Here is a 23,626-nt window from a genome sequence, read left to right on the forward strand (position 1 = left end):
TTGTTGTGTCCAAGCTCCAACCTCAGCGCACCCTTATGAGGCGATATCGACCCGTGTTGGCTTTTTTTGGGGTCAAGCAGCATGAGGTTTTTGCGGTAATTCCAGTTGCTTTCCCACCGGCGGCAGTCACTGATAGTGTTACCGCCCTGGGAGAGTTCTGACATCGACCTACACATAGCAAGGCGCGTACCAGAGTGCTGGCCGAGTCGCTGCCCGTCCTGTTCAGTGGTAAAAGATTCAACCTTGCGACATTCTCTTAACAGATCAACCTGTCGCGCACCGTCCCGATGCCCCCAATCCAAGCGTGCGCACATATATGGAGCAGACATGACCGACCCCTTGATTCTTCAGCCCGCCAAGCCCGCAGACGCCTGCGTTATCTGGTTGCATGGCCTGGGTGCCGATCGCTACGACTTCCTGCCGGTGGCCGAGGCGCTGCAGGAAAGCTTGCTGACCACCCGCTTCGTTTTGCCCCAGGCGCCCACTCGTCCGGTGACCATCAACGGCGGTTATGAGATGCCGAGCTGGTACGACATCAAGGCCATGAGCCCGGCGCGTTCGATCAGCCTGGAAGAACTGGAAACCTCGGCCAAAATGGTCACGGATTTGATCGAGGCACAAAAGAGAACCGGAATAGACGCTTCGCGAATTTTTCTCGCGGGTTTTTCCCAGGGTGGCGCAGTGGTTTTCCACACGGCGTTCAAACACTCGGAGGGTCCATTGGGTGGCGTAATTGCCCTCTCCACGTATGCACCGACCTTTGACGATGAGCTGGAGTTGTCCGCCAGCCAGCAACGCATTCCCGCCCTCTGCCTGCATGGCCAGTACGACGACGTCGTCCAGAACGCCATGGGTCGTAGCGCCTACGAGCATTTAAAGAGCCGTGGTGTCACCGTGACATGGCAGGAATACCCAATGGGCCACGAAGTGTTACCCGAAGAGATACGCGATATCGGCACCTGGCTGGCTGAACGCCTGCGCTGAAACCCGCGTTTATGTAGCCGTATGACAGACGCACTACGCCGCGCCCGATTCTTGCATTACACTGGCCGGCGTACATTCCTTAACCAATTAATGAGATGACCGTGCTCAAAGCACTCAAGAAGATGTTCGGCAAAAGCGAGGCTGAGCCGCTCGCGCCTGTTCCCAGTGCTCCTGCCCCCAAGCCCGGCAACCGCAATGACGGTCCACAGCCTGGCCGGACTACGCCTGCCGCCTCACCGAAAAAACCCACGGTGACGCCGCCTGAACAGGTAACGCCTGCTGAGGCCGCCCCAGCACCTGCGGCCAAACCTCGTCGCGAGCGCGCGCCCAAGCCGCCGGTGACCCCGTGGAGACTCGAAGACTTCGTCGTCGAGCCCCAGGAAGGCAAAACCCGCTTCCACGACTTCAAGCTGGCCCCGGAACTGATGCACGCCATCCAGGACCTGGGTTTCCCGTACTGCACGCCGATCCAGGCGCAGGTGCTGGGCTTCACCCTGGCCGGCAAAGACGCCATCGGCCGCGCCCAGACCGGTACCGGCAAGACCGCCGCGTTCCTGATCTCGATCATCACCCAGCTGCTGCAAACGCCGCCGCCCAAGGAACGCTACATGGGTGAACCGCGCGCCCTGATCATCGCCCCTACCCGGGAGCTGGTGGTGCAGATCGCCAAGGACGCCGCCGACCTGACCAAGTACACCGGCCTCAATGTCATGACATTTGTCGGCGGCATGGACTTCGACAAGCAGCTCAAGCACCTCGAAGCCCGTCACTGCGACATCCTGGTCGCCACTCCAGGCCGCCTGCTGGACTTCAACCAGCGCGGCGACGTGCATCTGGATATGGTCGAAGTGATGGTGCTGGACGAAGCCGACCGGATGCTCGACATGGGCTTTATCCCGCAAGTACGCCAGATCATTCGCCAGACGCCGCCGAAAACCGAGCGCCAGACTCTGCTGTTCTCCGCGACCTTCACCGAAGACGTGATGAACCTCGCCAAACAGTGGACCACCGACCCGTCGATCGTCGAGATCGAGGCGCTGAACGTTGCCAGTGAAAACGTCGAGCAACATATCTACGCCGTGGCCGGTGCCGACAAGTACAAGCTGCTCTACAACCTGGTCAACGACAATGGCTGGGAACGCGTGATGGTCTTTGCCAACCGCAAGGACGAAGTGCGCCGCATCGAAGAACGCCTGGTGCGCGACGGCGTCAATGCTGCGCAACTGTCGGGCGATGTGCCGCAGCACAAGCGCATCAAAACCCTGGAAGGCTTCCGCGAAGGCAAGATCCGCGTGCTGGTGGCCACCGACGTGGCCGGTCGCGGTATTCACATCGACGGCATCAGCCACGTGATCAACTTCACCCTGCCGGAAGTGCCGGACGACTATGTGCACCGCATTGGCCGTACCGGCCGTGCCGGGGCGGCGGGTGTGTCGATCAGCTTTGCCGGGGAAGATGACTCGTATCAGTTGCCGTCGATCGAGACGCTGCTGGGGCGCAAGATCAGCTGTGAGACGCCGCCGACGCATTTGCTGCGTCCTGTAGAACGCAAGCGACCGTAAGGTTGAACCAATGCCAGTCAGCGAGCCTGACTGGCATTTTTTATGCGCCCACTGCCTTGTCCAGATCAGTCACTATCGCCCAGGTCACTCCAGACAGGCTGACGAATACGCATGGCCTCTTTTCGAAATTCCCCATAGAACTGAAAACTGCTCCCCGGCATGTCTGCCAGCCCCAGGCTTATGGGGCGCGGCTGTGGTTGCTGCTGGCGCTGTGACTGCTCGTCGTCGGCCGACGGCTGAGCTTGCAGGCTCTTGGTTCGCGCATCCAAGCCACGACCGAAGTTAGTCCACCGGAGTACCGCGCGGGTAGCACCGAATAGTTGACTGGCAGTGGTTACCCTGGCTGGCACAGCGAGCGAGTAGGATAACCCTGCCGCGTTCTTGCCGGCCGCAACGAGCCCGCTGCCCAATTGACTGGAAAGTAAGCCCGTGGTTTTTTCGGAGGCCGAGGACGCCGCGCTTTTGAAAGCGATAATCCCAGCATTGACAGAGATCGAGACCGCGGCAACGACGCCTACCGTAGAAAACCCGAAAGATGCCCATCCAAGGTTCTTGATGTGCTGCGAACGATCCCACCCCATTTGCTTGTCGACGGCCTCGATACTCAGCCCTGTAATCCCCAGCGTGCCGCCTACCGAGCTAGAGCCCGTAGCGATGACGCCCAGAATATTTGCCGCCTTTACCGCCCCTTTAGCGAGCGCCGCCGCCATCCCGACCACTGCAACCTTGAACGCCACCACCGATAAGGCCAGCGCAATCCCGGTCAGCACCCAAGACAGCCACTTTGGAAAAAGCCCACTCGGGTCGATGAGGTTGATCGGGTTACCAGCGCAGTAGGCGTAGCTGTTAATCCCACCCTCATCAAAAGGCGCCAATGGATCAGCCGAAAAGAACACCATCAAGCCCGGGTCGTAGGCACGCGCACCCAAATGGTAAAGGCCTGCCGCCGCATCCAGACGCTCGCCGTTAAACGCCGGCAGTTGCAGATCCGCCATCGATCGCACACTGCCGTCCTGCGGCACAACCTGGCCCTCGCCATACGGCGCGTAATGACGCTGCACAGGCGCTTGCCCAGGTTCCACCACGCCGCGCACGGTACCGGCCCCGTCATTCAGATGCAGCTGCGGCCCCTCGACGCCACCGGTACGCGCCTGCACTTGGCCCCCGACGTTGAAGTAACGCAGTTTTCTACTGCCCTGCACCAACCTATCCAGATGATCCCCCGCATAGACCATGACCACAGGTGATTCATTGTCACGTGTCGCCACGACTTGTCGAGACTCGGCATCGTACTGGTAGCTGCACTGCAGGGAACCTTCCTGCACGCAGGTCAACTGGTCATAGCCGTTGTAGGTGTAAGTTCGCCCTGCTGGCCCCCCGGTCAAATTACCCGCCGCATCATAGGTCAGGGCATCATCCTGCAACGGGTTGGAGTGGGTCACACGGGTCAGGCGCGTGGGGTCTGCGTCGGTGAAAAACCGCTCGCTGATGTCCTGCGCGCCGTCAGCGAAAGTCGTCACGACGTGCGTGATGTTATCCAGGCTGTCGAAGCAAAATTGCTGCCCAACGATGTCGCGCCCCAGCGAGTCCTGGGGATGTTCACGCCCCTCGCATTTGTAAGTCTTGAGCCGCAGGAAGGCGTCATAGGTGAAGGTCTCCCCCATCACCAATTCAGAGGCTGCGTCACGCACGATGCGACTGGCCAGCAGGCTGTTGGGATGATAAGTGCTGCTGATGATGTGTAGCAGCACGCCATTGTGCAAAAAGCGCCGCTGCGCCTCCCGCCCCAAGGGGTCGTAGCTCACCTGCGTGACCACCTCGGTATCGGCGTAGCGAGTGGTCAGTACGTCAGGTCGCGCAAACATGTCATAGCGCTGTTCAATGACTACCGTCCCAGCAGTCATCGTGCAAACCCTGCCCATGGAGTCATATTCAAACTCGCTACGCTGCCCATCATCCGAGATGTGTTGCAACATACGCCCGCCGATTGAATAACCATACTGCGTGACCAGTGCCATACCGAGGACCGTTTGTATCTCTTTTTCCGGGTAGCCGTTCACATCATGGAACAACTCATGTTTGAGCGTGCCACTCTCTGAATAGGTCGGCTGACCACTGACCGGATCATGCCGGTACTGCCTATCAGTGTGCCCCGACATTTTGACCGTGCTCGGGGTGCCCAACTCCTTGTCGTAGGTCCATTGCTGACGGTGCCCACTGCCCGAGACCACGGCGACAGGTTCGGTCCAGTTTGTCTCATAGTGCCAAGTGGTGGCGGGTGCCGTGCCCCTGGACTGAGCAGTCAAACGCCCCAGGCTGTCGTAGGTGCGCGACCCCACCTGTTTGCCATCGATACTGATTGAACTGGGCAGCGACTCGCTGGTTCCACGCGCGTAGGCCACCGTGCGCAGCCGCGCAGGGCTGCCATCCGAAGGCGTGTGGAGGGTGGTCAATACGCGGTCGAACAGGTCGTAGGTGTAATCGATGCGATGCTTGTCCACGTCCACGCGTGACAGGCAGCGCCCCAGGCCGTCATAGAGGCATGACTGCACTTCGGTAATCTGCCCGAGGGCGTCCACCTGGTTCACCAGGAACGGCTGATGATGAGCATTCAGATAGGTTTCCAGGCGCTCGCCGCCTTCGACCCCCGTTACACGCAGGTGCAGCCTTGGGTCATATTCATCGATCGCCACGCTGCCATCGGCACGGCTTACACGGCAGGCGTTGCCCCACGCGTTATAAGCGTAGCGCGTGGTCAATACACGCTCGCCATCCGGCAGATAATCAATATGAGTCCGTTCCACCGTTTGCCCAAGGGCGTCATAGCGCCAAGTCCCGAGGGGCTGCTCCTTTGCACCGTTTTCCAGCAACAACGCCTCGGCGACCGGCCGCCCCGCCCCGTCGAAGTAAGTGACGGTACTGCGGCCTTGTGCATCAGTCATCACCAAATGAGCGCGTTTCGTTGGCGCTGCATAGTGATAAACAAAACTACGACTGGCCTGCTGCGGCTCACCTGGCGAAGCGGTTTGCGCCGTCAATCGTCCTGCAACATCGTACGCGGTGACCAGCGTTGCCCCTCCATCCCGGCTCATCAACAGTAGGCGCCTGTCGACCAGAGAGTGCGTGCGCACTGATTCCAGCCAGTGGCCCTCACGCCCCAACAGCCGACAGGTTTCGCTAAGCGTGTCGCCTGTGACGGTGTAACTGTAATTGCTGACTAACACCTGGCCATCAACGGTAGACGTGGTGCTTTTCAACCGGCCAGCCAGCTCGGCAGGCGCGTCGTAGTAGGTTTGCTGTGTGCTGAATGCGCCAGCCTGAGTGACCGACTCCGGCATGACAAAATAGCTGTTATCCGTATGCTGCACACGGGTATGGGTGTACTCGGTGAATCGGACGGCAGGCGTGCCCCCGGCGGGGATAAGACGCTCTTGCTTGACATAGCGCGGGAACAAATCATGGGGGTCGGCCGGACACTTACCCAGTTCTCCGTCTTTGGAGTAATAACTGTATTCAATGCGCACCCCGGAGTCCTCGGTACGGCTTAGCTCGTTACCGTAGTCGTCAGTCTCAATCTCGACCTTTACCACCCGCTCCGCGCCTCCCGCCACCAGCGCATAACTGGTCGTGATAACGCGGGGTAGCTGGAGGTTGGGAGGCTGCGCCGGAAAGAGCCCTGGGCACACGTTATATTCAATGGTCCTGGTAGTCCGGGTGCCTTCGCGCAGGACCTGCTCCTCGGTCAGCAGGTGGAATTTGTTGTAAGTGGTACGCGTAACGCTCAGCGTTGTCTTACTGGTTATGTCATCGATGCGGGTCTCTTCCGTCCAATAGTTGTAGTCACTGCCTATGAGGTACAGATTATCCTCGCCCTCACGAAAACCGCCTGAAAAGGGATAGCCGGTGAAATTCCTGCCCGGGCTGTAACTATAGGTACGTGACATGCCGGGCTGGCCGGCAGCGGGTGTCTGGACCCAACTGGTGACGCGGGGGATGTGTTGACCATTGGCATACTGATGGCCGTTTTCAGCATAGTTGATCAACTCATCACCCCCCATCGGTGGGCGCACCCGGCGGATCGCAATCATGCCGTTGCGAAAAGCTTGTCCGTACTCCAATACATAGTTTGCACTGGGAGGCGACTCGCGACTGTCATAAGGGGCGGTGAAACCGGTCAGTCGACCATTCGACTGAGTGAAGGCGATACGCGCATAACGTCCTCCGTCGACTCGCGTATCACTACGTACCAAGCGCCCGTTGGAGTAGGTCAACAACAGCAGCACTTGCTGATCATGATCCAGAATACGCTCAAGAGAACCACCCGGCGCGTACTCCCACTTCAGACGCTCACCGTTTTCAAACTGGATAGCATCAATACGATAGGGCGTGGTGCTGCCCGTACGCTTCAATATCTCGACGGTACCGTCCTTGTAAATCACATGAAGCGTCGTGGCATCCGGTCGTTTGACTACCAGGTCCTTAAGCTTGCGGTCCTTGATCAGCAGCGTTCCTCCAACTGGGGGCAGGCTTTGGGTTTTAAATTGTTCGCCGGTGAGCAGTGTGAGCCGCGAAAGGGTGCTGTCAAACTCGGTGTTGCTGATGCTCCAACTGGTTCCATAAACACCCACTTTGTTATTCAGCATGGAGAATGACAGCGCGATCGTTCTACTGATCTCCAGCGGGCCTTGCGGGTACAAGGTGGCCAACTGAATTCGACAACCGTATTGGCCGGTGCGTGGGTCTACTGCGCCGCCGAAGTAAGAGCGGAAATTAAAGGCTTGAGAGTAAACATCCATATCTGACTCCGACACTTAACGTAGAATCCAGAATGAGAGAAAGCAAAAACCCACAACACTCTAAACATCCGTCAAACCAAGCTTATCTCCGTCATATAATTGCTCAATTCGAAAAACATGTTCGCATCCGTAATTATCCCACAAGCGCCAAACACTATTATTATCCCTGCTACCCGTTATATTATATTCCCCACAAAAACGAACAGCTCGCATTATTGTCGATCGCCGATTGAACCTGACAGAATCTCCGGATGGATTGGGGTGTCCGCTAAAAATATCCCCTATCAAAACTGAAGCATTAACAGTATCTTTATTAATCACCACCCCGCCCTTTGCAAATGAACTTTGCTTGTTTCTTGTAAAATAGGAGGTGCGAAAATTCCATCCTTCAGCAGGAATTGACGCAGGGGAGTCAAGACCTCTATTTACAAGAAATCGCAAACCCGCCGGGGGTGTCCAATAATAAACATCGACATCACACAGATTATCACTATAAGCATCATTATCGACATACTCGACAAGCTGGCTCGTTGACAACGCATAGGGTAGTGTTGCGCGAATCGTTACATACGAGTCAAAGGCAACATCATCATCACTGTAGTTAGTGGTGTACGTCACCCCACCTAATTCGATTGACGCCATGAATCTGCGCTCTTCGATGGGCACACTCGGATCCACACGTAAATAGCGCTCTATGATCTCGACTTGTCGCTGAGCGTGCCCAGCCACGACCTCTGGTTTTTGATCCGGCCTTACCTCATCGATACGTGTACGCCATAGACCCGTATCGTAAATGTTCTTCTCCTTATCACAACTCCAACCTTCAGGAAGCGGCTCATTGACATTTGGCGAGTAGAGCGTAATGGTCAAGCTATTACGCTCCGCATCCGACAGCCTGGCAGGTATCCAATACCCACCAGCATCCAGTTGTTCAACAACAACCTCAACGACCACCTTGCATTGATGACGCCCATTGGCATACAGCTCATCGGTAACGGTCCCGCCACCGGGCAACATGATTTTAAAATGAATGAGCTTGAGGGTCCGAACGATCTCGCCGGTCAATTTAAAAAAAGGAACGCCAGGAAGATTCAGTGGATCTGTGTGTTTCACTAAAAATTTTTGCTCAGTGCCATAGTTATCCAACACCCGCCAAAAACTCTTCGCGTCGCGATTTTCAGGCACCAGTGGGGACTTCAACCTGATCGCACGCAGCACAGTCGCTCTTTTGTTAAACGGGATTAAGGGATCGGGAGAGGGTGCAGGAAGCCCTGCATCAATCTCATGCAGATGAAGTGTCGAGTCGAGCTCATCCTTGTTTATAAAGGTTCCTACCCTGCTTGAAGTAGTGTTATCGATAGGCGAATGCCACGATAAAACGCTCTGAAAATCCTTACCCTCCCCCGGCAAACCCAGCGGGCTATCAAAACCCATATTTTTTACTACCCACAAGCCTCCTGGTGGGGTCCAGTAGTAAACATCCACCAAGGTGCGATAAGGAGGCGCACTGGAGTAGGCGAGATAATCCACATAAAGATCCATATCGTCCGCATCCCAGCTCATTGGGCGAACAGGGTTAATCGTGATAAAAGACTCAAAAACGGCGTCGCGCTTAAAGCTGTAAGTTGTGTAAACACAACTATCTATGGTCACACACGCCATAAATACTGCTGGCCCGATGGGTGCGTCCGGAGCGCAACGTAAATAGCGCTTGATAGGTTCCTCCAATGAACGCTCAAGACGTTTTTCCAAGTCGTTGCCCGGCTCCAGCGGCAGTGATTTATCCCGCCAAAGCCCAAGCGTGAATTGATTTTTTTCTACATCGCAGCTCCACCCGGGTGTGAGGGTTTGATTGCCATGTTCTGAGCATTCGACAACGGTAACACTGGCGCGCTCTTCATCAGTCAAGCGCACACGGACCCACTCGTCGCCTACGCCACTGATTTCTTTAACAACGTCAATGAGGACTTCACATTGATGGCGTCCGTTGGCATAGAGCCCATTAGCCGCTTGCGTATTGGCGGGACGACTGATGCTGAACTTCGACAAACGACATTTGCTTGCTTGTGTGACCATGTCCCACCCCATCATTAAGTAAGTCCTGAGATCATCAGAACCCGCAAAGAGGGGCGGAACAACTGTCAGATCTGACAGTTCTATAGATTTATTTTAAATATCGCTATCGGTTAAAAGCGCGGCAACGCCTATGATTTCCAGCGATCCGCCGCTGCGTGATCACTGTCTCGCCCATCCACCCAACGAACCCCCTCACTGGTGTTCTCCTTTTTCCAGAACGGCGCCCGCGTCTTCAGGTAATCCATCACAAACGCACAGGCGTCAAACGCCGCCTGCCGATGAGCACTGGCCGCCGCCACGAACACAATCGGCTCACCCGGTTCCAAGGCGCCAATGCGGTGCAACACCTCCAACTTGAGCAACGGCCAACGCTGCTCAGCCTCAACGGCAATCTTGGCCAAAGCCTTTTCAGTCATGCCCGGGTAGTGCTCCAGAAACATCCCAGACACATCGCGTCCGTCATTGAAGTCACGCACGTAACCGACAAAGCTCACCACCGCGCCTACGCCCACATTGGCCGCGTGCATGGCGTTGACTTCGGCGCCCGGATCAAAGGCTTCGACCTGCACACGAATGGCCATGCTCAGCCTCCGGTCACGGGCGGGAAAAACGCGACGTCGTCACCCGCTTGCACCGGCTCATCAAGGCCGCACAGTTCTTCATTGCGTGCGCACATCAGGCTGCTCTCGTTGAGCACTGCAAACTCCGGGTCACCGGCCAGCGCCAGGCGCACAGCATCGACGGTGGCGAAATCGCCCTCCATCTCCAGAGAGTCCAAGCCTACCGCTTCAGCGTAACGCGCAAAAAACAATACGTTGATGCTCATATCTGGTCCGCCTTGAAATGCCCGCTTTTACCGCCAAGCTTTTCCAGCAGGCGAATACTTTCGATGGTCATGCCACGGTCCACCGCCTTGCACATGTCGTAGATCGTCAGCGCGGCGACGCTGGCCGCCGTCAGGGCTTCCATTTCCACGCCGGTCTGGCCGGAGAGCTTGCAGCGCGCCAGGATATGCACGGCATCCACGCCATCGGCGCGCAGTTCGACCTTGACCCCGGTGAGCATCAGCGGGTGGCACAGGGGGATCAAGTCACTGGTTTTTTTCGCCGCCTGGATCCCGGCAATGCGGGCCACGGCGAACACGTCGCCCTTGGGGTGGGCGCCATCGACAATCATTGTCAGGGTTTCGGGCAACATGCGCACCCGCGCTTCGGCCACGGCCTCACGGAACGTCACGGCTTTGTCGGTGACGTCGACCATATGGGCACGACCTTGGGAATCGAGATGAGTCAGCACAGCAATACTCCTGATCAGGAGCAGCGATTGTAAACCTGTGGGTCAAATTTGCGCAGGGCTGTTTATTCCATAGATGACTGTGGCGCGGGAGCAAGCTCCCTCGCCACAGGGCACCAGTGCAGGGTCAGAAACGGAAGGTAAACCCGGCGTTGATCCCGTTGTTGTTACCGCGGTTGGACAGCAAGCCGCTGTAGTTCAGCGACACCAGGGTGTCTTTGGTCAAGGCCATTTGCGCACTGGCCTTGATCACCGCGCCATCCCGGGCGACGGGCACGCTATTAACGGCAAAAGCAGTGTCGCTGCCGGCAAACTTCAGCGAGGCTTCGCGATCGGTATCACCGAACTGATGCTCCCAACCCAGCTCACCGCGCAACGTCACTGCCGAGGTGGAGCTGACCGGCAACTGCGTATGCGCACGCAGGCCCACCGTAGAGAGCGTCGCGTCCTGGCTTTGCTTGCTGGCGTGCAAGGCAGCGGCGCCGCCTTTTTCCTTGAACGAGTCGCTCTGGTAGTTCAGGTACGTGAGGTTGGCGAAGGGTTCGAATGGGTTCCACTGGGTGTAGCCGATCTCGGCAAACACTTGGTCGGTGCGCGCATTGTAATCGGCCTTGGCATAGTCCGACTGGTTGGCGTAAGCCACCCGCCGCGAAGTATCCAGACGATGCCAGGTGGTAGCGCCGCCCAGGCGTAAGGCGATCGCCTCGAAGCGCTTACCGCCATACACCGACAGGTGGTAGTTGTCGCTGTCCGCCGAAGCCGACTGGCCATTGAGGTGGCTCTGGGTATAACCGGTCGCCGCCCCCACGCGCCAGCCGTCGCTGACCTCGGTATCCAGCCCCAGCAATACCCCACTGGTGGACGAAGAATAGCCACTGGCGTTGTTGTCACCGCTGACGTTATTGCGCCCACCGAGCAGTTGCACCCAGCCGCCGTTGTCACGGCTATCGATCTGCGCGCTGGAATCCAGGGCCTGGGCCTGTTGCAGACGAGCATTGACCGCTTCGCGAAGGTATCGACTGTCGGCCATTTGCGCCGCCGCAACATCCGAATGCAGCTGCCCCGACAATTGCTTGAATGCATCCCGAGCCTGTGCAGCGGAATCGGAAGCCAACAGGCTTTCGTAAACCGGGCTGCCGGCGCCCAGCGTCTCGGCCGCTGTCGCCACAGCCCGTTCGTTGCGGGTTTGCGCGACGCTGGCGAAGGTGGTCTGGTTGCGCGCTATCGCCAGGGTCAGTTGGTTCGGTTGGTAAGCGAGTTGCGTGCCGATGAACAGGTAGTTGGGCGCGAACGCCGCAAACTGGCCATTGATACCCTGACTGGCGCTGAGGATGTTGAACTGCTGGCCCAGCAAACTGCGCGCCTCGCTGGCGGACAGCAGGTTGGGACTGTTCTCCAGGGACACGTTCACCACACCGCCATTGAGGGTCGCCACGCCGCTGCTCTGGATCTGGTCGCTGCGGCCATTGGCCCCCACTTCAACGGCATACACCGAGCCAGGGTTGAAGGTCACGTCGCCGGTACGCAGCGTGCCAATCGAATGCCCCGGCGCCACGCGCCCGCCAGTGTTGACGGTCAGGGCGCCCACCGTGCCGTTGCCGGCCAGGGTGCCGCCCACTGTGGTCATTACGCCATTGTCAGCATTACGCGTGCCCACGGCACTGCCATCCACCGTCACGGCAGAGGTCAACGCACCGTCCACCGACAATGTGCCTCCGCGCACCCAGGTGCTACCTGAATAGGTGTTCTGGCCTTCCAACACCAACTCGCCGTCACCGGACTTGACCAGGCTACCGACGTAGGTGGCGCCGGTGAGCAAGTCCTGGCCACGGGTGAGCGTCGCCTGCTCCCGTGCATGACCGATCTCGTATTCGAACTGATCATCGGCCGAGGCACTGGTGGGCAGGCCATTGAGCCAGCCCTTCTGCTGCTTGGTCGCCGCCCAGGTGGCCTGCTCGGCAGCGTCTTCCACACGGCGGGCGCGAATGGCTTCATCGGAAATCGGGTTGGCCCAGATATCGCGGGTACCGGTAGGCAAGGCCACCGCCACGGCACCCAGGAACTGCCCCGGCCCTTGCATCGCTTTTTGCAGATTGGGCAGGCCCCATCCGCTGACCACACCCGGCACTTGCGGCGTTCCCGGCGCGGCATCATGCACCGGTTGCAGGTTGTCGTAGGTGCGCCCTCCCGTCAGCTCGCCCACGGGCGTGTCCGCACCGTCCGGCGCCTGCAGGCTGGAGGTGGTGAGCAACACATCCCGCGCCTGGCTGGCGGTCATGTAGGGAAAGCGCTGGATCACCAAGGCCAAGGCGCCGGAAACGCTCGGCGCCGCCGCGGAGGTACCATTGGCATTCGGGATGATTTCGCCCTCAGGCCCGGCAGACGGGATGCCCGATACGCCCATTACACACCACCACTTCGAGGTGCCGCAGCGGTTGTAGACCTGGGCGCTGGTCTCGTCATAGCCGGTGATCGCGAGGAACTTGCCTTCGATATCCGGCTTGAAAAACGGCAGGTTCGCGTTGGTGTCCGGGTTGTCACCATGGCTGTCGTTGCCCGCCGAGATGATCTGGATAAAGCTGTTTTGCCGTGCAGTGTCGGCCATGGCGTCCATCCAGGTTTTGTGCCCGGCGTGGGCCTTGTCCCAGAACGGGCGATAGGCGGCGGTCATGTCCCGCAGGTTTTGCGCGGCGCTGTCGCCGACATTGCCAAAGTGGTTCTCCACGTCATCGCGCGAGCTTTGCCCCCAGCTCTGGTTGACGATCGACACGTTCTTCGCCGCCAGGGCGTTGTAGCTGGCCATGAACGCGTTGTAGTCGAGGTCGTTGGAGCCCTGGTACCGATCGTTGTCGCTGCCGCCTGTGTTGGCGACAAAGATATTCGCATCGAAGGCAATGCCGTGCATCCCGGTGCCGTTGCGATTGGCGCCGAGCACACCGGACATTTCCGTACCGTGGCCATCGTTGAACGCCGGGTCATACTCACCGGGAATACTGAAATGTTCACCCTGCTTGAACTCGCCGCTGGGCACTTCAAGGCGGTAGCGCGGATGGGTGGCGTAGTACTCGCCAGTGGAAGTCACCGCCTGCACTCGGTCCTGGCCCTGGGCATTCTTGCCCTGGAATTCGAAGTGCCGGGTGAGGATGCCCGAGTCCAGCACGCCGACATTCACACCCTTGCCGGTGATGCCCAGGGCATAGGCGTAATACGCGTTGGTGCGGTCCAGGCCAGAGTTGACCTGGGCTTCCGGGGTCTTCCAGGTTTGCGCGTTGGCGCTCCAGTCACGGGTCGCGCCGGCCCAGGATTGCCCGGCGTTCAGTTGCCCAGTGAGATTGCTGCTCACACCCGGCTCTACGTAGGTATAGGGCTTGGCGGCCGGCAGGTTGGCGATGATGGCCTTGGAGAAATCGAGAATATTGGTGGTGTAGCGACCATTGTTGCTGAACAGCCGGCTGCGGTAGTAATCCAGGCGCGAGGTGTAGTCCAGCGGTCGCCGTGTATCGCCGAGCATGGCGCCGATGGTGAGGTTTTCAGGCTGTAGTTCGTAGTTCTGCTTGAGGGCCGAATCGAACTTGCCGGACTGGGCGGCGAAGTCCTTGGCCGCCAGGTCGACGATATCCGCGTAGGCAAACCGCAGGTTCTTGTACACCTCAGTGTCGGAGCCGAAGGAGGCGACGGCTTTGCGAAATGCCGACTCCAGTACCTGGGAGGTGTAGGGATTGTCGTCCGCCCAGGCCAATGAGCCCTGGCCCAGCCAGAGGGCCAGGCCGAGTGCGATAGGTGTCAGGGGTATCTGCTTGAAACGAGTGGCGTGCTTGCGTTGCGACAAAGTGAAGCCATTACCTGCTACGTCCATTTTCCTTTCCCTTTGGATATGTGCGTCATCAATGAGCGATGTATCGGGCTTTTGTAATAGGCAGGGTCACGGTGAAAACCCTAGACAGGTCTTCAAAACGTTCGTCGAATCAAGGAGGTGGTGTTCCGACGGGTTGTGGAGTGTTCTTATTGTTTTTACCGCGGGAAAAAATGTAACAAAATAATTACAAAAACCACAAGTACCCAGGGCGCGTTATCGCAGGCAAATGTCGCCCACAACAAAAACCCCGGATTTCGTGAAAAATCCGGGGGGGTTCGTGGCATTTAGCCACTTGTTGGTTACAGGTGGGATTCGGCGTATTCAGCCAGAATCGAACGAGGCACCCCTTGCAGCGCGATATGCACGCCGTTGGGGAAGTCTTTGAAACGTTCCGTCAGGTAGGTCAGCCCGGAGCTGGTCGCGGACAGGTAAGGGGTGTCGATCTGTGCCAGGTTGCCCAGGCACACCACTTTGGAACCGGCACCGGCACGGGTGATGATGGTTTTCATCTGGTGCGGGGTAAGGTTCTGGCATTCATCGATCAGTATCAGGCTCTGCTGGAAGCTGCGACCTCGGATGTAGTTGAGGGATTTGAACTGCAACGGCACTTTGCTGAGGATGTAATCGACGCTGCCATGGGTGTTTTCGTCATCCATGTGCAAGGCTTCGAGGTTGTCGGTGATCGCCCCCAGCCACGGCTCCATTTTTTCCGCTTCGGTGCCGGGCAAAAAGCCGATTTCCTGGTCCAGGCCCTGCACACTGCGGGTGGCGATGATGCGGCGATAGCGTTTGGTCACCATGGTCTGCTCGATGGCGGCCGCCAGGGCGAGGATGGTTTTGCCCGAGCCTGCGGCGCCGGTCAGGTTGACCAGGTGGATGTCCGGGTCGAGCAGCGCATACAGCGCCAGGCTCTGGTAGATATCACGCGGTTTCAGGCCCCAGGCTTCCTGGTGCAACAGGGGTTCCTGATGCAGGTCGAGGATCAGCAGCTTGTCGACCTGGATCTCTTTGATCCAGCCCACGAAGCCTTGTTCATCGACGATGAATTCATTGATATGCACGGCCGGCAGGTTGTCGATCAGCTGTACCTGGTGCCAGGTGCGGCCATGGTCCTGACGGGTCTCGACCTTGCTGACACGGTCCCAGAACGAACCGGTCATCATGTGATAACCCCGCGACAGCATCGACACGTCGTCGACTAGCTGGTCGGTGCTGTAGTCCTCGGCAGCGATCCCACACGCTCGTGCCTTGAGGCGCATATTGATGTCTTTGGTCACCAGCACTACGCGCAGGTCCTTGTCGCGCGCGTGCAGGTCGATCAATTGGTTGATGATCTTGTTGTCGTTCAGGTTTTCCGGCAGCAGGCTGTTGGGCTCGCTGCGCTTGCTCATCAGGATCGACAGCAAACCCTTGGGCCCGCTTTTGCCACGCTGGATCGGCACACCGACCTCAACGTCCTCGGGCGAGGCTTCGCCCAGGGTCTTGTCGATCAGACGGATGGCCTGGCGGCATTCGGCGGCGACGCTGTGGTGGCCGCTTTTGAGTTTGTCGAGCTCCTCAAGCACGATCATCGGGATGGCGACGTGGTGTTCTTCAAAGTTAAGCAATGCGTTTGGATCGTGGATCAATACGTTGGTATCAAGCACGTAAAGGATTGGCTGGTCGGAAGAAGGGTTACGTCCATGATCATCCATACTCGGTCACCTTTGTGGGAGCCAGTCGACGCAATACCTGGGCGGTGCTGCGCCTCGATTCGACCACCGAATGCACCTGAGGGACGTCAAGTGCACTGCCCACATGAGGAGTCTTGGAAGACGCCACCTGTGTCGCAGGGTTCGGCGGTCTGACTTCGTAATACCGCAAAACCCATGACAGGAAAAAGCACTTTGACGCTTTTTTGAAGTTTATTTTTCAGGATGACGAATAGCACTAGCCGAGTGCCAGCCACCCCGTTAAAGTCGGAAGTCCGCCTGCATCGAAATGTCGCAGCAAATCACCCCAGAAATGCCTCATCCTCAACGGGGCCGGGGATTTTCAGCGAAATGCCTCGCGACACTCCTGCCAACCCAAACCACTCTGCGCCGTTGCCTGCAACACCATCGGCAATGCCACTCGCGCCTTGTCCTGGGTGTCGTGATACACAATCACGCCTTTGCGCCACAGCAGCATCAGCGTCAGCACCCGCTGCGCCGATTCCTCGGCCTTGAGTTTGCCCGGATCGTCCTGGGAATCGATGTCCCACAACGCCACCTGCAAACCCTGCTGCTGGAAGAACCCCTGGCTGTCCGCACGACGCTGCCCATAAGGCGGTCGGAACAGCGGCACATAGTTTTCCGGCATCAGGTTCTGCACCAGCGCGGCACTGCGGGTGATGGAGCTTTGCCAGTCGACCCAATGGCTATGGGAACGGTATTGCCAACCCTGGATACCCACGCACTGCCCTTGGTACAGCGCCTGCACATCCGCAACAGAACTGCGCTCCACACGGCTTTGCAAACTGCTGCCGAGGGAGAAGAACGTGGCGTTCATCTTCTGCTTGCGCAGGTAGTCGGTGAGCCAGTCGGTATTACCGCCCACCAACGCCGGGCCGCCATCGAAGGTCAGCAGAAACATGCGATCGTTGAGCTCGTCGCCATTGCGCTCATGGTCGCCAAAGCGCGCCACTTCGCTACTGATCTGCGGGAACAGCGCAGCCTTGCGCAGCAGCTCATCCAGATAGCGCTCATGAAAGTGCCGGCTGGGTGCGGCCCAGCCTATATAGAACGAGTTGTCACTGACCTCGAACTTGCCGGCCTGCTCGCGCAGGTCGTCCATGTTTTCCACCAGGTAGCAGAACGAAGCATCTTCTTCGCAGCTCTGCTGGGCGAATGTGTAGTTCTCCAACAGCCGTTGCCAGAGCTGGCGACGCAGGTCGTCGATGGCCGCCAGGTTGATGATCTTCAGCCCCAGGCGTTGCTTGAGCGCGGTGTCGTCCAGGGCTTCGCTGGCAAGCAGGCCGTGGGCAAACATCAGGATTTCCGCCCGCGAGGCCACATCGAACAGCGCGGGGCTGGTGAGTTTTTCCGGCCAGGTGCTGCGGTCGAGGCTGGCGACATCCACCGGCGCCGCTTGGGCGGTGACGCACAGCAGGCAAGCCGACAATAAAAGCGCTAATCGCACACGGGGTCTTCCTTTCCAGAGTTACCGCCCATCATAGCGGATCGCATCTATCGCCATCATAGGTGGAGTCCAAACGCCCCAACCCCTAGAATCTCGCCCACGATTCCAGGAGCCAATTTCATGCTGATGGTGATTTCCCCCGCCAAAACCCTCGATTTCGAGTCCAAGCCGGTCACTGCGCGCTTTACCCAACCGCAATACCTGGACCATTCCCAGGAGCTGATAGAACAGCTGCGCGAACTGAGCCCGGCACAGATCAGCGAATTGATGCACGTCTCCGACAAGATCGGTGGCCTCAACGCCGCCCGTTTCGGCAGCTGGACGCCCGCCTTCACCCCGGCTAATGCCAAGCAGGCGCTGTTGGCTTTCAAGGGCGATGTGTACACCGGTCTCAACGCAGAGACCTTCAGCGATGCCGATTTCAGCTATGCCCAGGACCATCTGCGTATGCTCTCAGGCCTGTACGGCCTGCTGCGCCCGCTGGACCTGATGATGCCGTATCGCCTGGAGATGGGCACCAAGCTGGCCAACGCCCGGGGCAAGGACCTTTACGCGTTCTGGGGCACCCGCATCAGCGAATGGTTGAATGAGGCCCTGGCCGCACAAGGCGACGATGTGCTGCTCAACCTGGCGTCCAATGAGTACTTCTCGGCGGTCAAGCGCACGGCCCTGAATGCGCGCATCATCAACACCGAGTTCAAGGACCTGAAGAACGGCCAGTACAAGATCATCAGCTTCTACGCAAAAAAGGCCCGGGGCATGATGAGCCGCTTTGTGATTGAAGAACGCATCAACGATCCGGCCAAGCTCAAGCAGTTCGATGTGCAGGGCTATCGCTTCAATGCGGAGCAATCCAAGCCGGATAACCTGGTGTTTTTGCGCGATCACGCACCGGAGTAAGGCCTGTACAGCCACCAAAATCAAATGTGGGAGCTGGCTTGCCTGCGATAGCGCAGGGTCAGCCGGCTCACATGTTTCTGATAGACAGCTATCGCAGGCAAGCCAGCTCCCACATTTTTTGCCTGCATTTCACCTTAAGAATCGTCATTTATTTGGCGCCAGAAAAACATCCAGACACAACCCTAACGATTTTTTCACTCGACACTTGTCGGTTTTTTTCGTAGTGGCACCACTTTTTTTAATCAGTAGTGGCACAAAACTATCCTCTCGCACCAACTCCCCATAACTACTGGTCTAAATAGCAAGTGCTATCAATATAGTACCAGTGCCATCTTTTCTAATATTTCAAAAAATTTCGGGAAAGGGGATGAGCGGCCAGGAACTTCGTCCTGATGCACCGCTCATACCACCGGTAACGAAATTCTCTGTTTGCGTAAGAGATGACTTACATAACGACCAACGGAAGTAGCCAAGTTGTCATAAAACACTTTGGTTCTATGGTCATAACATCAACTGATCGAGTTAAGGGTGGCGATAAGTACGCATTGCTATCCCCTGCAGGCCAAGGCAGCGCTGACCTAAATGAGCCCGTGCAAATACACAAGGCATTGATAGAAAAGGCATTTTGCCTTCATCAGAACCTTGCCGCACCGGCGCCGGAGCCTTCCTCCAAGGAAGCACGGCTGCATTTCAGGGCAAGCCCCAATAATAAGGCCTCGTTGCGCACAACTTGAGTGCAATAGTTAGTCACTCGTTATTCAACATGCCTGCACGCGGTAAGTCGGCGTCTATTCGCCTAACTTTCGCGGCATCAGTGACGCTTGCAAACATGAACTCCGGCCATTTAATGGCATGAATTAAACAAAGAGGTAATTGCGATGCGCATCAGCATATTTGGTTTGGGTTACGTTGGCGCCGTGTGTGCCGGTTGCCTGTCTGCCCGTGGCCACGAAGTGGTCGGCGTAGACATCTCCAAGGAAAAGATCGATCTGATCAATGCGGGTAAATCGCCGATTGTTGAGCCGGGTCTTGGCGAGTTGTTGAGCCAGGGTATCCAGACCGGCCGACTGCGTGGCACTACCAACTTCGCCGAGGCGATTCGCGATACCGACCTGTCGATGATTTGCGTCGGCACGCCCAGCAAGAAGAACGGCGACCTGGAACTGAACTACATCGAGTCGGTATGCCGCGAGATCGGTTTTGTCCTGCGTGACAAGACCACCCGCCACACCATCGTGGTGCGCAGCACCGTCCTCCCGGGCACCGTCGCCAACGTTGTGATTCCAATCCTCGAAGACTGCTCCGGCAAGAAAGCCGGCGTCGACTTCGGCGTTGCGGTCAACCCGGAATTCCTGCGTGAATCCACCGCCATTGCCGACTACGACCTGCCACCAATGACCGTCATCGGCGAGTTCGATAAAGCCTCCGGCGATGTCCTGCAATCGCTGTACGAAGAACTCGACGCGCCGATCATCCGCAAGGACATCGCCGTCGCCGAAATGATCAAGTACACCTGCAACGTGTGGCACGCCACCAAAGTCACCTTCGCCAACGAGATCGGCAACATCGCCAAGGCTGTCGGCGTCGATGGTCGTGAAGTGATGGAAGTGGTCTGCCAGGACAAGACCCTCAACCTGTCCCAGTACTACATGCGCCCTGGCTTCGCTTTCGGCGGTTCGTGCCTGCCAAAAGACGTGCGTGCCCTGACCTACCGCGCCGGTTCCCTGGACGTGGAAGCACCGCTGCTCAACTCGCTGATGCGCAGCAACGAATCCCAGGTGCAGAACGCCTTTGACATCGTTTCCAGCCACGACAAGCGCAAAGTCGCCCTGCTGGGCCTGAGCTTCAAGGCCGGTACCGATGACCTGCGTGAAAGCCCATTGGTAGAACTGGCGGAAATGCTGATCGGCAAGGGCTACGACCTGAGCATTTACGACAGCAATGTCGAGTACGCCCGTGTGCACGGCGCGAACAAGGACTACATCGAAGGCAAGATCCCGCACGTGTCGTCGCTGCTCAACTCGGATTTCGATGATGTGATCAACAACTCCGACGTGATCATCCTCGGTAACCGTGACGAGAAGTTCCGTGCCCTGGCGCATAACGCTCCGGAAGGCAAGCAAGTGGTCGACCTGGTGGGCTTCATGTCCAAGGCCACCAGCGTGAGTGGCCGTACTGAAGGTATTTGCTGGTAACAGCAACGGCAAGTTTCAGGCTGCAAGTGTCTTTATCCCCAGTGCTTGCAGCCTGAAGCCTCCTCCCCTTCCGGATGACGCTTATGTCCAAGTTAAAACATGTATTTCTGCAATCGGCCGGCTGGCTGTTATTCCTCAGCCTGTTGATGGGTCTCGCCCTGCTGTTGCCGGCGAGCACCTTCGATTCGCAATCGAAGAATTTTATTTTCCTGATTGGCGCCGTGGGTATCTGGCGCTACTCGATGGGCGCCACGCATTTCTTTCGCGGCATGCTGTTCCTGTACGTGGTCTACCCGCACCTGCGCCGCAAAGTGCGCAAGCTGGGCAAGGCCGCCGACCCGTCCCATGTGTTCCTGATGGTCACCAGTTTCCGCATTGACGCGCTGACCACCGCCCAGGTCTACAGCTCGGTGATTCGCGAAGCCATCGAATGCGGCTTCCCTACCACCGTGGTCTGCTCGCTGGTGGAAATGTCCGATGAGCTGCTGGTGAAAAGCCTCTGGGAAAAGATGAACCCACCGGCCCACGTCAAGCTCGACTTCGTGCGCATTGCCGGCACCGGCAAGCGCGACGGCCTGGCCTTCGGCTTCCGTGCCATCTCCCGCCACCTGCCGGATGACCGTGCCGTGGTAGCCGTGATCGATGGCGACACCGTGCTCGCCGAAGGCGTGGTCCGCAAGACCGTCCCCTGGTTCCAGCTGTTCGGCAATGTCGGTGGCCTGACCACCAACGAATTCTGCGAAGTGCGCGGCGGCTACATCATGAGCGAGTGGCACAAGCTGCGCTTCGCCCAGCGCCACATCAACATGTGCTCCATGGCCCTGTCCAAGCGCGTGCTGACCATGACCGGGCGCATGTCGGTGTTTCGCGCCAGCGTAGTGACTGACCCGGGCTTTATCGCCGATGTGGAAAGCGACTCGCTGCAACACTGGCGCCTGGGGCGCTTCAAGTTCCTCACCGGCGATGACAAGTCCAGCTGGTTCAGCCTGATGCGCCTGGGCTACGACACCTTCTACGTACCGGACGCCGCCATCAACACCGTGGAACACCCGCCGGAAAAGAGCTTTATCAAAGCCAGCCGTAAACTGATGTTCCGCTGGTATGGCAACAACCTGCGCCAGAACTCCCGTGCCCTCGGCCTGGGCGTGCGTCGCCTCGGCGTGTTCACCAGCGTGGTGCTGTTCGACCAGCGCGTGTCGATGTGGACCTCCCTGCTCGGCCTGACCGTGGCGATGATCGCCACGTTCAAGTATGGCGGCGCGTTCATCCTCGCGTACCTGCTGTGGATCGGTATCACCCGCCTGATCCTGACCCTGTTGCTGTCGTGCTCAGGCCACAAGATCGGCCCGGCCTACCCGCTGATTCTCTATTACAACCAGATCATGGGCGCGTTGGTGAAGATCTACGTGTTCTTCCGCCTTGATCAACAGTCCTGGACCCGCCAGGACACCAAACTGACCCGCGATTTGGCCAGCTTTCAACGTTGGTTCAACACCTGGTCGTCTCGGACCATGACCTTCTCCGCCGGCAGCATCTTCGTTGCCGTGTTGCTGATGATGGTCTGACCCTGCCAAGCCTGAATTAACTAGGAAATCGAATACTATGAACAGCCAAGTAAACGCCAACGTTGTCCACGAATCCGAAGCCCAGCGCCAGCACGCCCGGGTCAAAATCCCGGCCAAGCTGCGCTTCTTCAACAGCGACCGCACGCCGACCGAAGCACGCGTGATCGACCTGTCCGCCGGTGGCCTGGCCTTTACCGCCACCCAGCCGCTCACCGTCGGCCAAGTGCACAAGGGCCGCCTGCAGTTCGTGATCGATAACCTCGGCCTGGCCATGGACGTGGAGCTGCAAATCCGCTCCTACGATCGCCAGACCGGCCGCACCGGCTGCCAGTTCCAGAACCTCGATGCCCAGGACATTTCCACCCTGCGCCACCTGATCACCTCGCACTTGTCCGGCGACATCGTGACCATGGGCGACGTGCTGGCGACGCTGCAACGCGACAACTTCACCAAGGCGCGCAAGGTCAAGGACGGCGGCAGTGGCATGACCGCGTTCGGTCGCCTGCGTGCGGTGACGTTCAGCCTGGCGATTTTCCTGGTTGGTCTGGCCGCCTTCGGTTTTGTCTTCAAATCGCTGTACGGCATGTACTTCGTCAGCCACGCCCAGGCCGGCCTTGTGAGCGTACCGGGCATGAACGTGACCATGCCGCGTGACGGCACCGTGCAGAGCCTGCTCAAAGGTGACTCGGTAGCGGCCAAGGGCGCGCCACTGGCGACGTTCAGCACCAGTATGCTCGACGTACTCAAGGGCCACCTGGACGAAGACCAACTGCAACCGGCCAAGGTTGAAGAGCTGTTCGGCAAGCAAATGACCGGCACCCTCACCTCGCCATGCGATTGCGTAGTGGCCCAGCAACTGGTCGCCGATGGCCAGTACGCCAGCAAGGGCGATGTGATCTTCCAACTGGTGCCGCGTGGCAGCCAGGCTAACGTCGAAGCCCGCTTCACCTACCGCCAGTTTGGCGATGTGCGTCCAGGTACGCCGGTGAGCTTCCAGGTCGCCGACGAAGAACAGGTTCGCACCGGCACCATCGTCAGCAGCACCAGCCTGAACAGCGCCGACCTGTCCTCTGACATCCGTGTGCAGATCAAGCCCGACGCACCGCTGGACAGCACCTACGCCGGTCGCCCGGTGGAAGTCACCAGTGACCGTGGCCCATCGCTGAACTGGCTGATCGACAAAGCCATGGCTCACGGTCTGTAAGCGAGGACATGCCTGTGAACCCTATTCCAACAACAC

At 58.3% G+C, this 23,626-nt stretch carries 14 protein-coding genes; 6 read left to right on the top strand and 8 right to left on the bottom strand.

What is annotated here, in order from left to right; all coding sequences use genetic code 11:
- Positions 1 to 327 precede the first annotated feature (327 nt).
- Both QMK52_RS02115 and rhlB read left to right on the top strand, forming a co-directional pair.
- Positions 328 to 984, top strand: coding sequence for an alpha/beta hydrolase (locus tag QMK52_RS02115; RefSeq protein WP_005785043.1), 657 nt, complete (start codon positions 328 to 330; stop codon positions 982 to 984).
- Between the two features lie 95 nt (positions 985 to 1,079).
- Positions 1,080 to 2,546 carry an ATP-dependent RNA helicase RhlB gene (gene rhlB / locus QMK52_RS02120; RefSeq protein WP_005785041.1) on the top strand — a complete coding sequence of 489 codons (1,467 nt, stop codon included), beginning with the start codon at positions 1,080 to 1,082 and terminating at the stop codon, positions 2,544 to 2,546.
- A 65-nt stretch (positions 2,547 to 2,611) separates the two neighbouring features.
- Here rhlB and QMK52_RS02125 read toward each other — a convergent pair whose 3' ends face one another.
- From QMK52_RS02125 to QMK52_RS02160, 8 genes are all read right to left on the bottom strand, one after another.
- Positions 2,612 to 7,342 carry an RHS repeat-associated core domain-containing protein gene (locus QMK52_RS02125; protein WP_320403775.1) on the bottom strand — a complete coding sequence of 1,577 codons (4,731 nt, stop codon included), beginning with the start codon at positions 7,340 to 7,342 and terminating at the stop codon, positions 2,612 to 2,614.
- A 60-nt stretch (positions 7,343 to 7,402) separates the two neighbouring features.
- Positions 7,403 to 9,418, bottom strand: a complete 2,016-nt coding sequence (locus tag QMK52_RS02130; RefSeq protein ID WP_320403776.1) for a hypothetical protein — start codon at positions 9,416 to 9,418, stop codon at positions 7,403 to 7,405.
- 128 nt (positions 9,419 to 9,546) lie between these two features.
- A complete protein-coding gene (gene moaE / locus QMK52_RS02135; protein WP_005785035.1) occupies positions 9,547 to 9,999 on the bottom strand; it encodes a molybdopterin synthase catalytic subunit MoaE in 453 nt (150 codons plus the stop codon).
- Positions 10,000 to 10,001: 2 nt separating this feature from the next.
- Positions 10,002 to 10,244: a MoaD/ThiS family protein gene (locus QMK52_RS02140; RefSeq protein WP_005785032.1), complete on the bottom strand. Its 243-nt coding sequence runs from the start codon at positions 10,242 to 10,244 to the stop codon at positions 10,002 to 10,004.
- On the bottom strand, positions 10,241 to 10,714 hold the full coding sequence (gene moaC / locus QMK52_RS02145) for a cyclic pyranopterin monophosphate synthase MoaC (RefSeq protein ID WP_005785030.1): 474 nt from the start codon (positions 10,712 to 10,714) through the stop codon (positions 10,241 to 10,243). The genes QMK52_RS02140 and moaC overlap by 4 nt, the downstream gene beginning before the upstream one ends.
- 124 nt (positions 10,715 to 10,838) lie before the next feature.
- Complete coding sequence (locus QMK52_RS02150) at positions 10,839 to 14,567, bottom strand: autotransporter domain-containing protein (protein ID WP_320403777.1); 3,729 nt, start codon at positions 14,565 to 14,567, stop codon at positions 10,839 to 10,841.
- Positions 14,568 to 14,866: 299 nt separating this feature from the next.
- The gene (locus QMK52_RS02155) at positions 14,867 to 16,261 is read right to left on the bottom strand and encodes a PhoH family protein (protein ID WP_005785025.1); all 1,395 of its coding nucleotides are present in this window, start codon (positions 16,259 to 16,261) and stop codon (positions 14,867 to 14,869) included.
- Between the two features lie 340 nt (positions 16,262 to 16,601).
- Complete coding sequence (locus QMK52_RS02160; protein WP_005785023.1) at positions 16,602 to 17,726, bottom strand: polysaccharide deacetylase family protein; 1,125 nt, start codon at positions 17,724 to 17,726, stop codon at positions 16,602 to 16,604.
- A gap of 120 nt (positions 17,727 to 17,846) precedes the next feature.
- On the opposite strand from QMK52_RS02160, the gene yaaA reads away from it, so the two are divergent.
- The 4 genes from yaaA to QMK52_RS02180 all read left to right on the top strand — a co-directional run bounded on the left by yaaA (position 17,847) and on the right by QMK52_RS02180 (position 23,590).
- Positions 17,847 to 18,626, top strand: a complete 780-nt coding sequence (gene yaaA, locus QMK52_RS02165; RefSeq protein ID WP_005785021.1) for a peroxide stress protein YaaA — start codon at positions 17,847 to 17,849, stop codon at positions 18,624 to 18,626.
- Positions 18,627 to 19,504: 878 nt separating this feature from the next.
- Positions 19,505 to 20,821 carry a nucleotide sugar dehydrogenase gene (locus QMK52_RS02170; protein ID WP_014717010.1) on the top strand — a complete coding sequence of 439 codons (1,317 nt, stop codon included), beginning with the start codon at positions 19,505 to 19,507 and terminating at the stop codon, positions 20,819 to 20,821.
- Positions 20,822 to 20,904: 83 nt separating this feature from the next.
- Positions 20,905 to 22,386 carry a mannuronan synthase gene (alg8, locus tag QMK52_RS02175; RefSeq protein WP_005785017.1) on the top strand — a complete coding sequence of 494 codons (1,482 nt, stop codon included), beginning with the start codon at positions 20,905 to 20,907 and terminating at the stop codon, positions 22,384 to 22,386.
- A 37-nt stretch (positions 22,387 to 22,423) separates the two neighbouring features.
- Positions 22,424 to 23,590 carry an alginate biosynthesis protein Alg44 gene (locus QMK52_RS02180; protein ID WP_005785015.1) on the top strand — a complete coding sequence of 389 codons (1,167 nt, stop codon included), beginning with the start codon at positions 22,424 to 22,426 and terminating at the stop codon, positions 23,588 to 23,590.
- Positions 23,591 to 23,626: the final 36 nt, after the last annotated feature.

The sequence above is a fragment of the Pseudomonas sp. P9_2 genome, from assembly GCF_034008255.1.
GTDB lineage: Bacteria > Pseudomonadota > Gammaproteobacteria > Pseudomonadales > Pseudomonadaceae > Aquipseudomonas > Aquipseudomonas synxantha_A.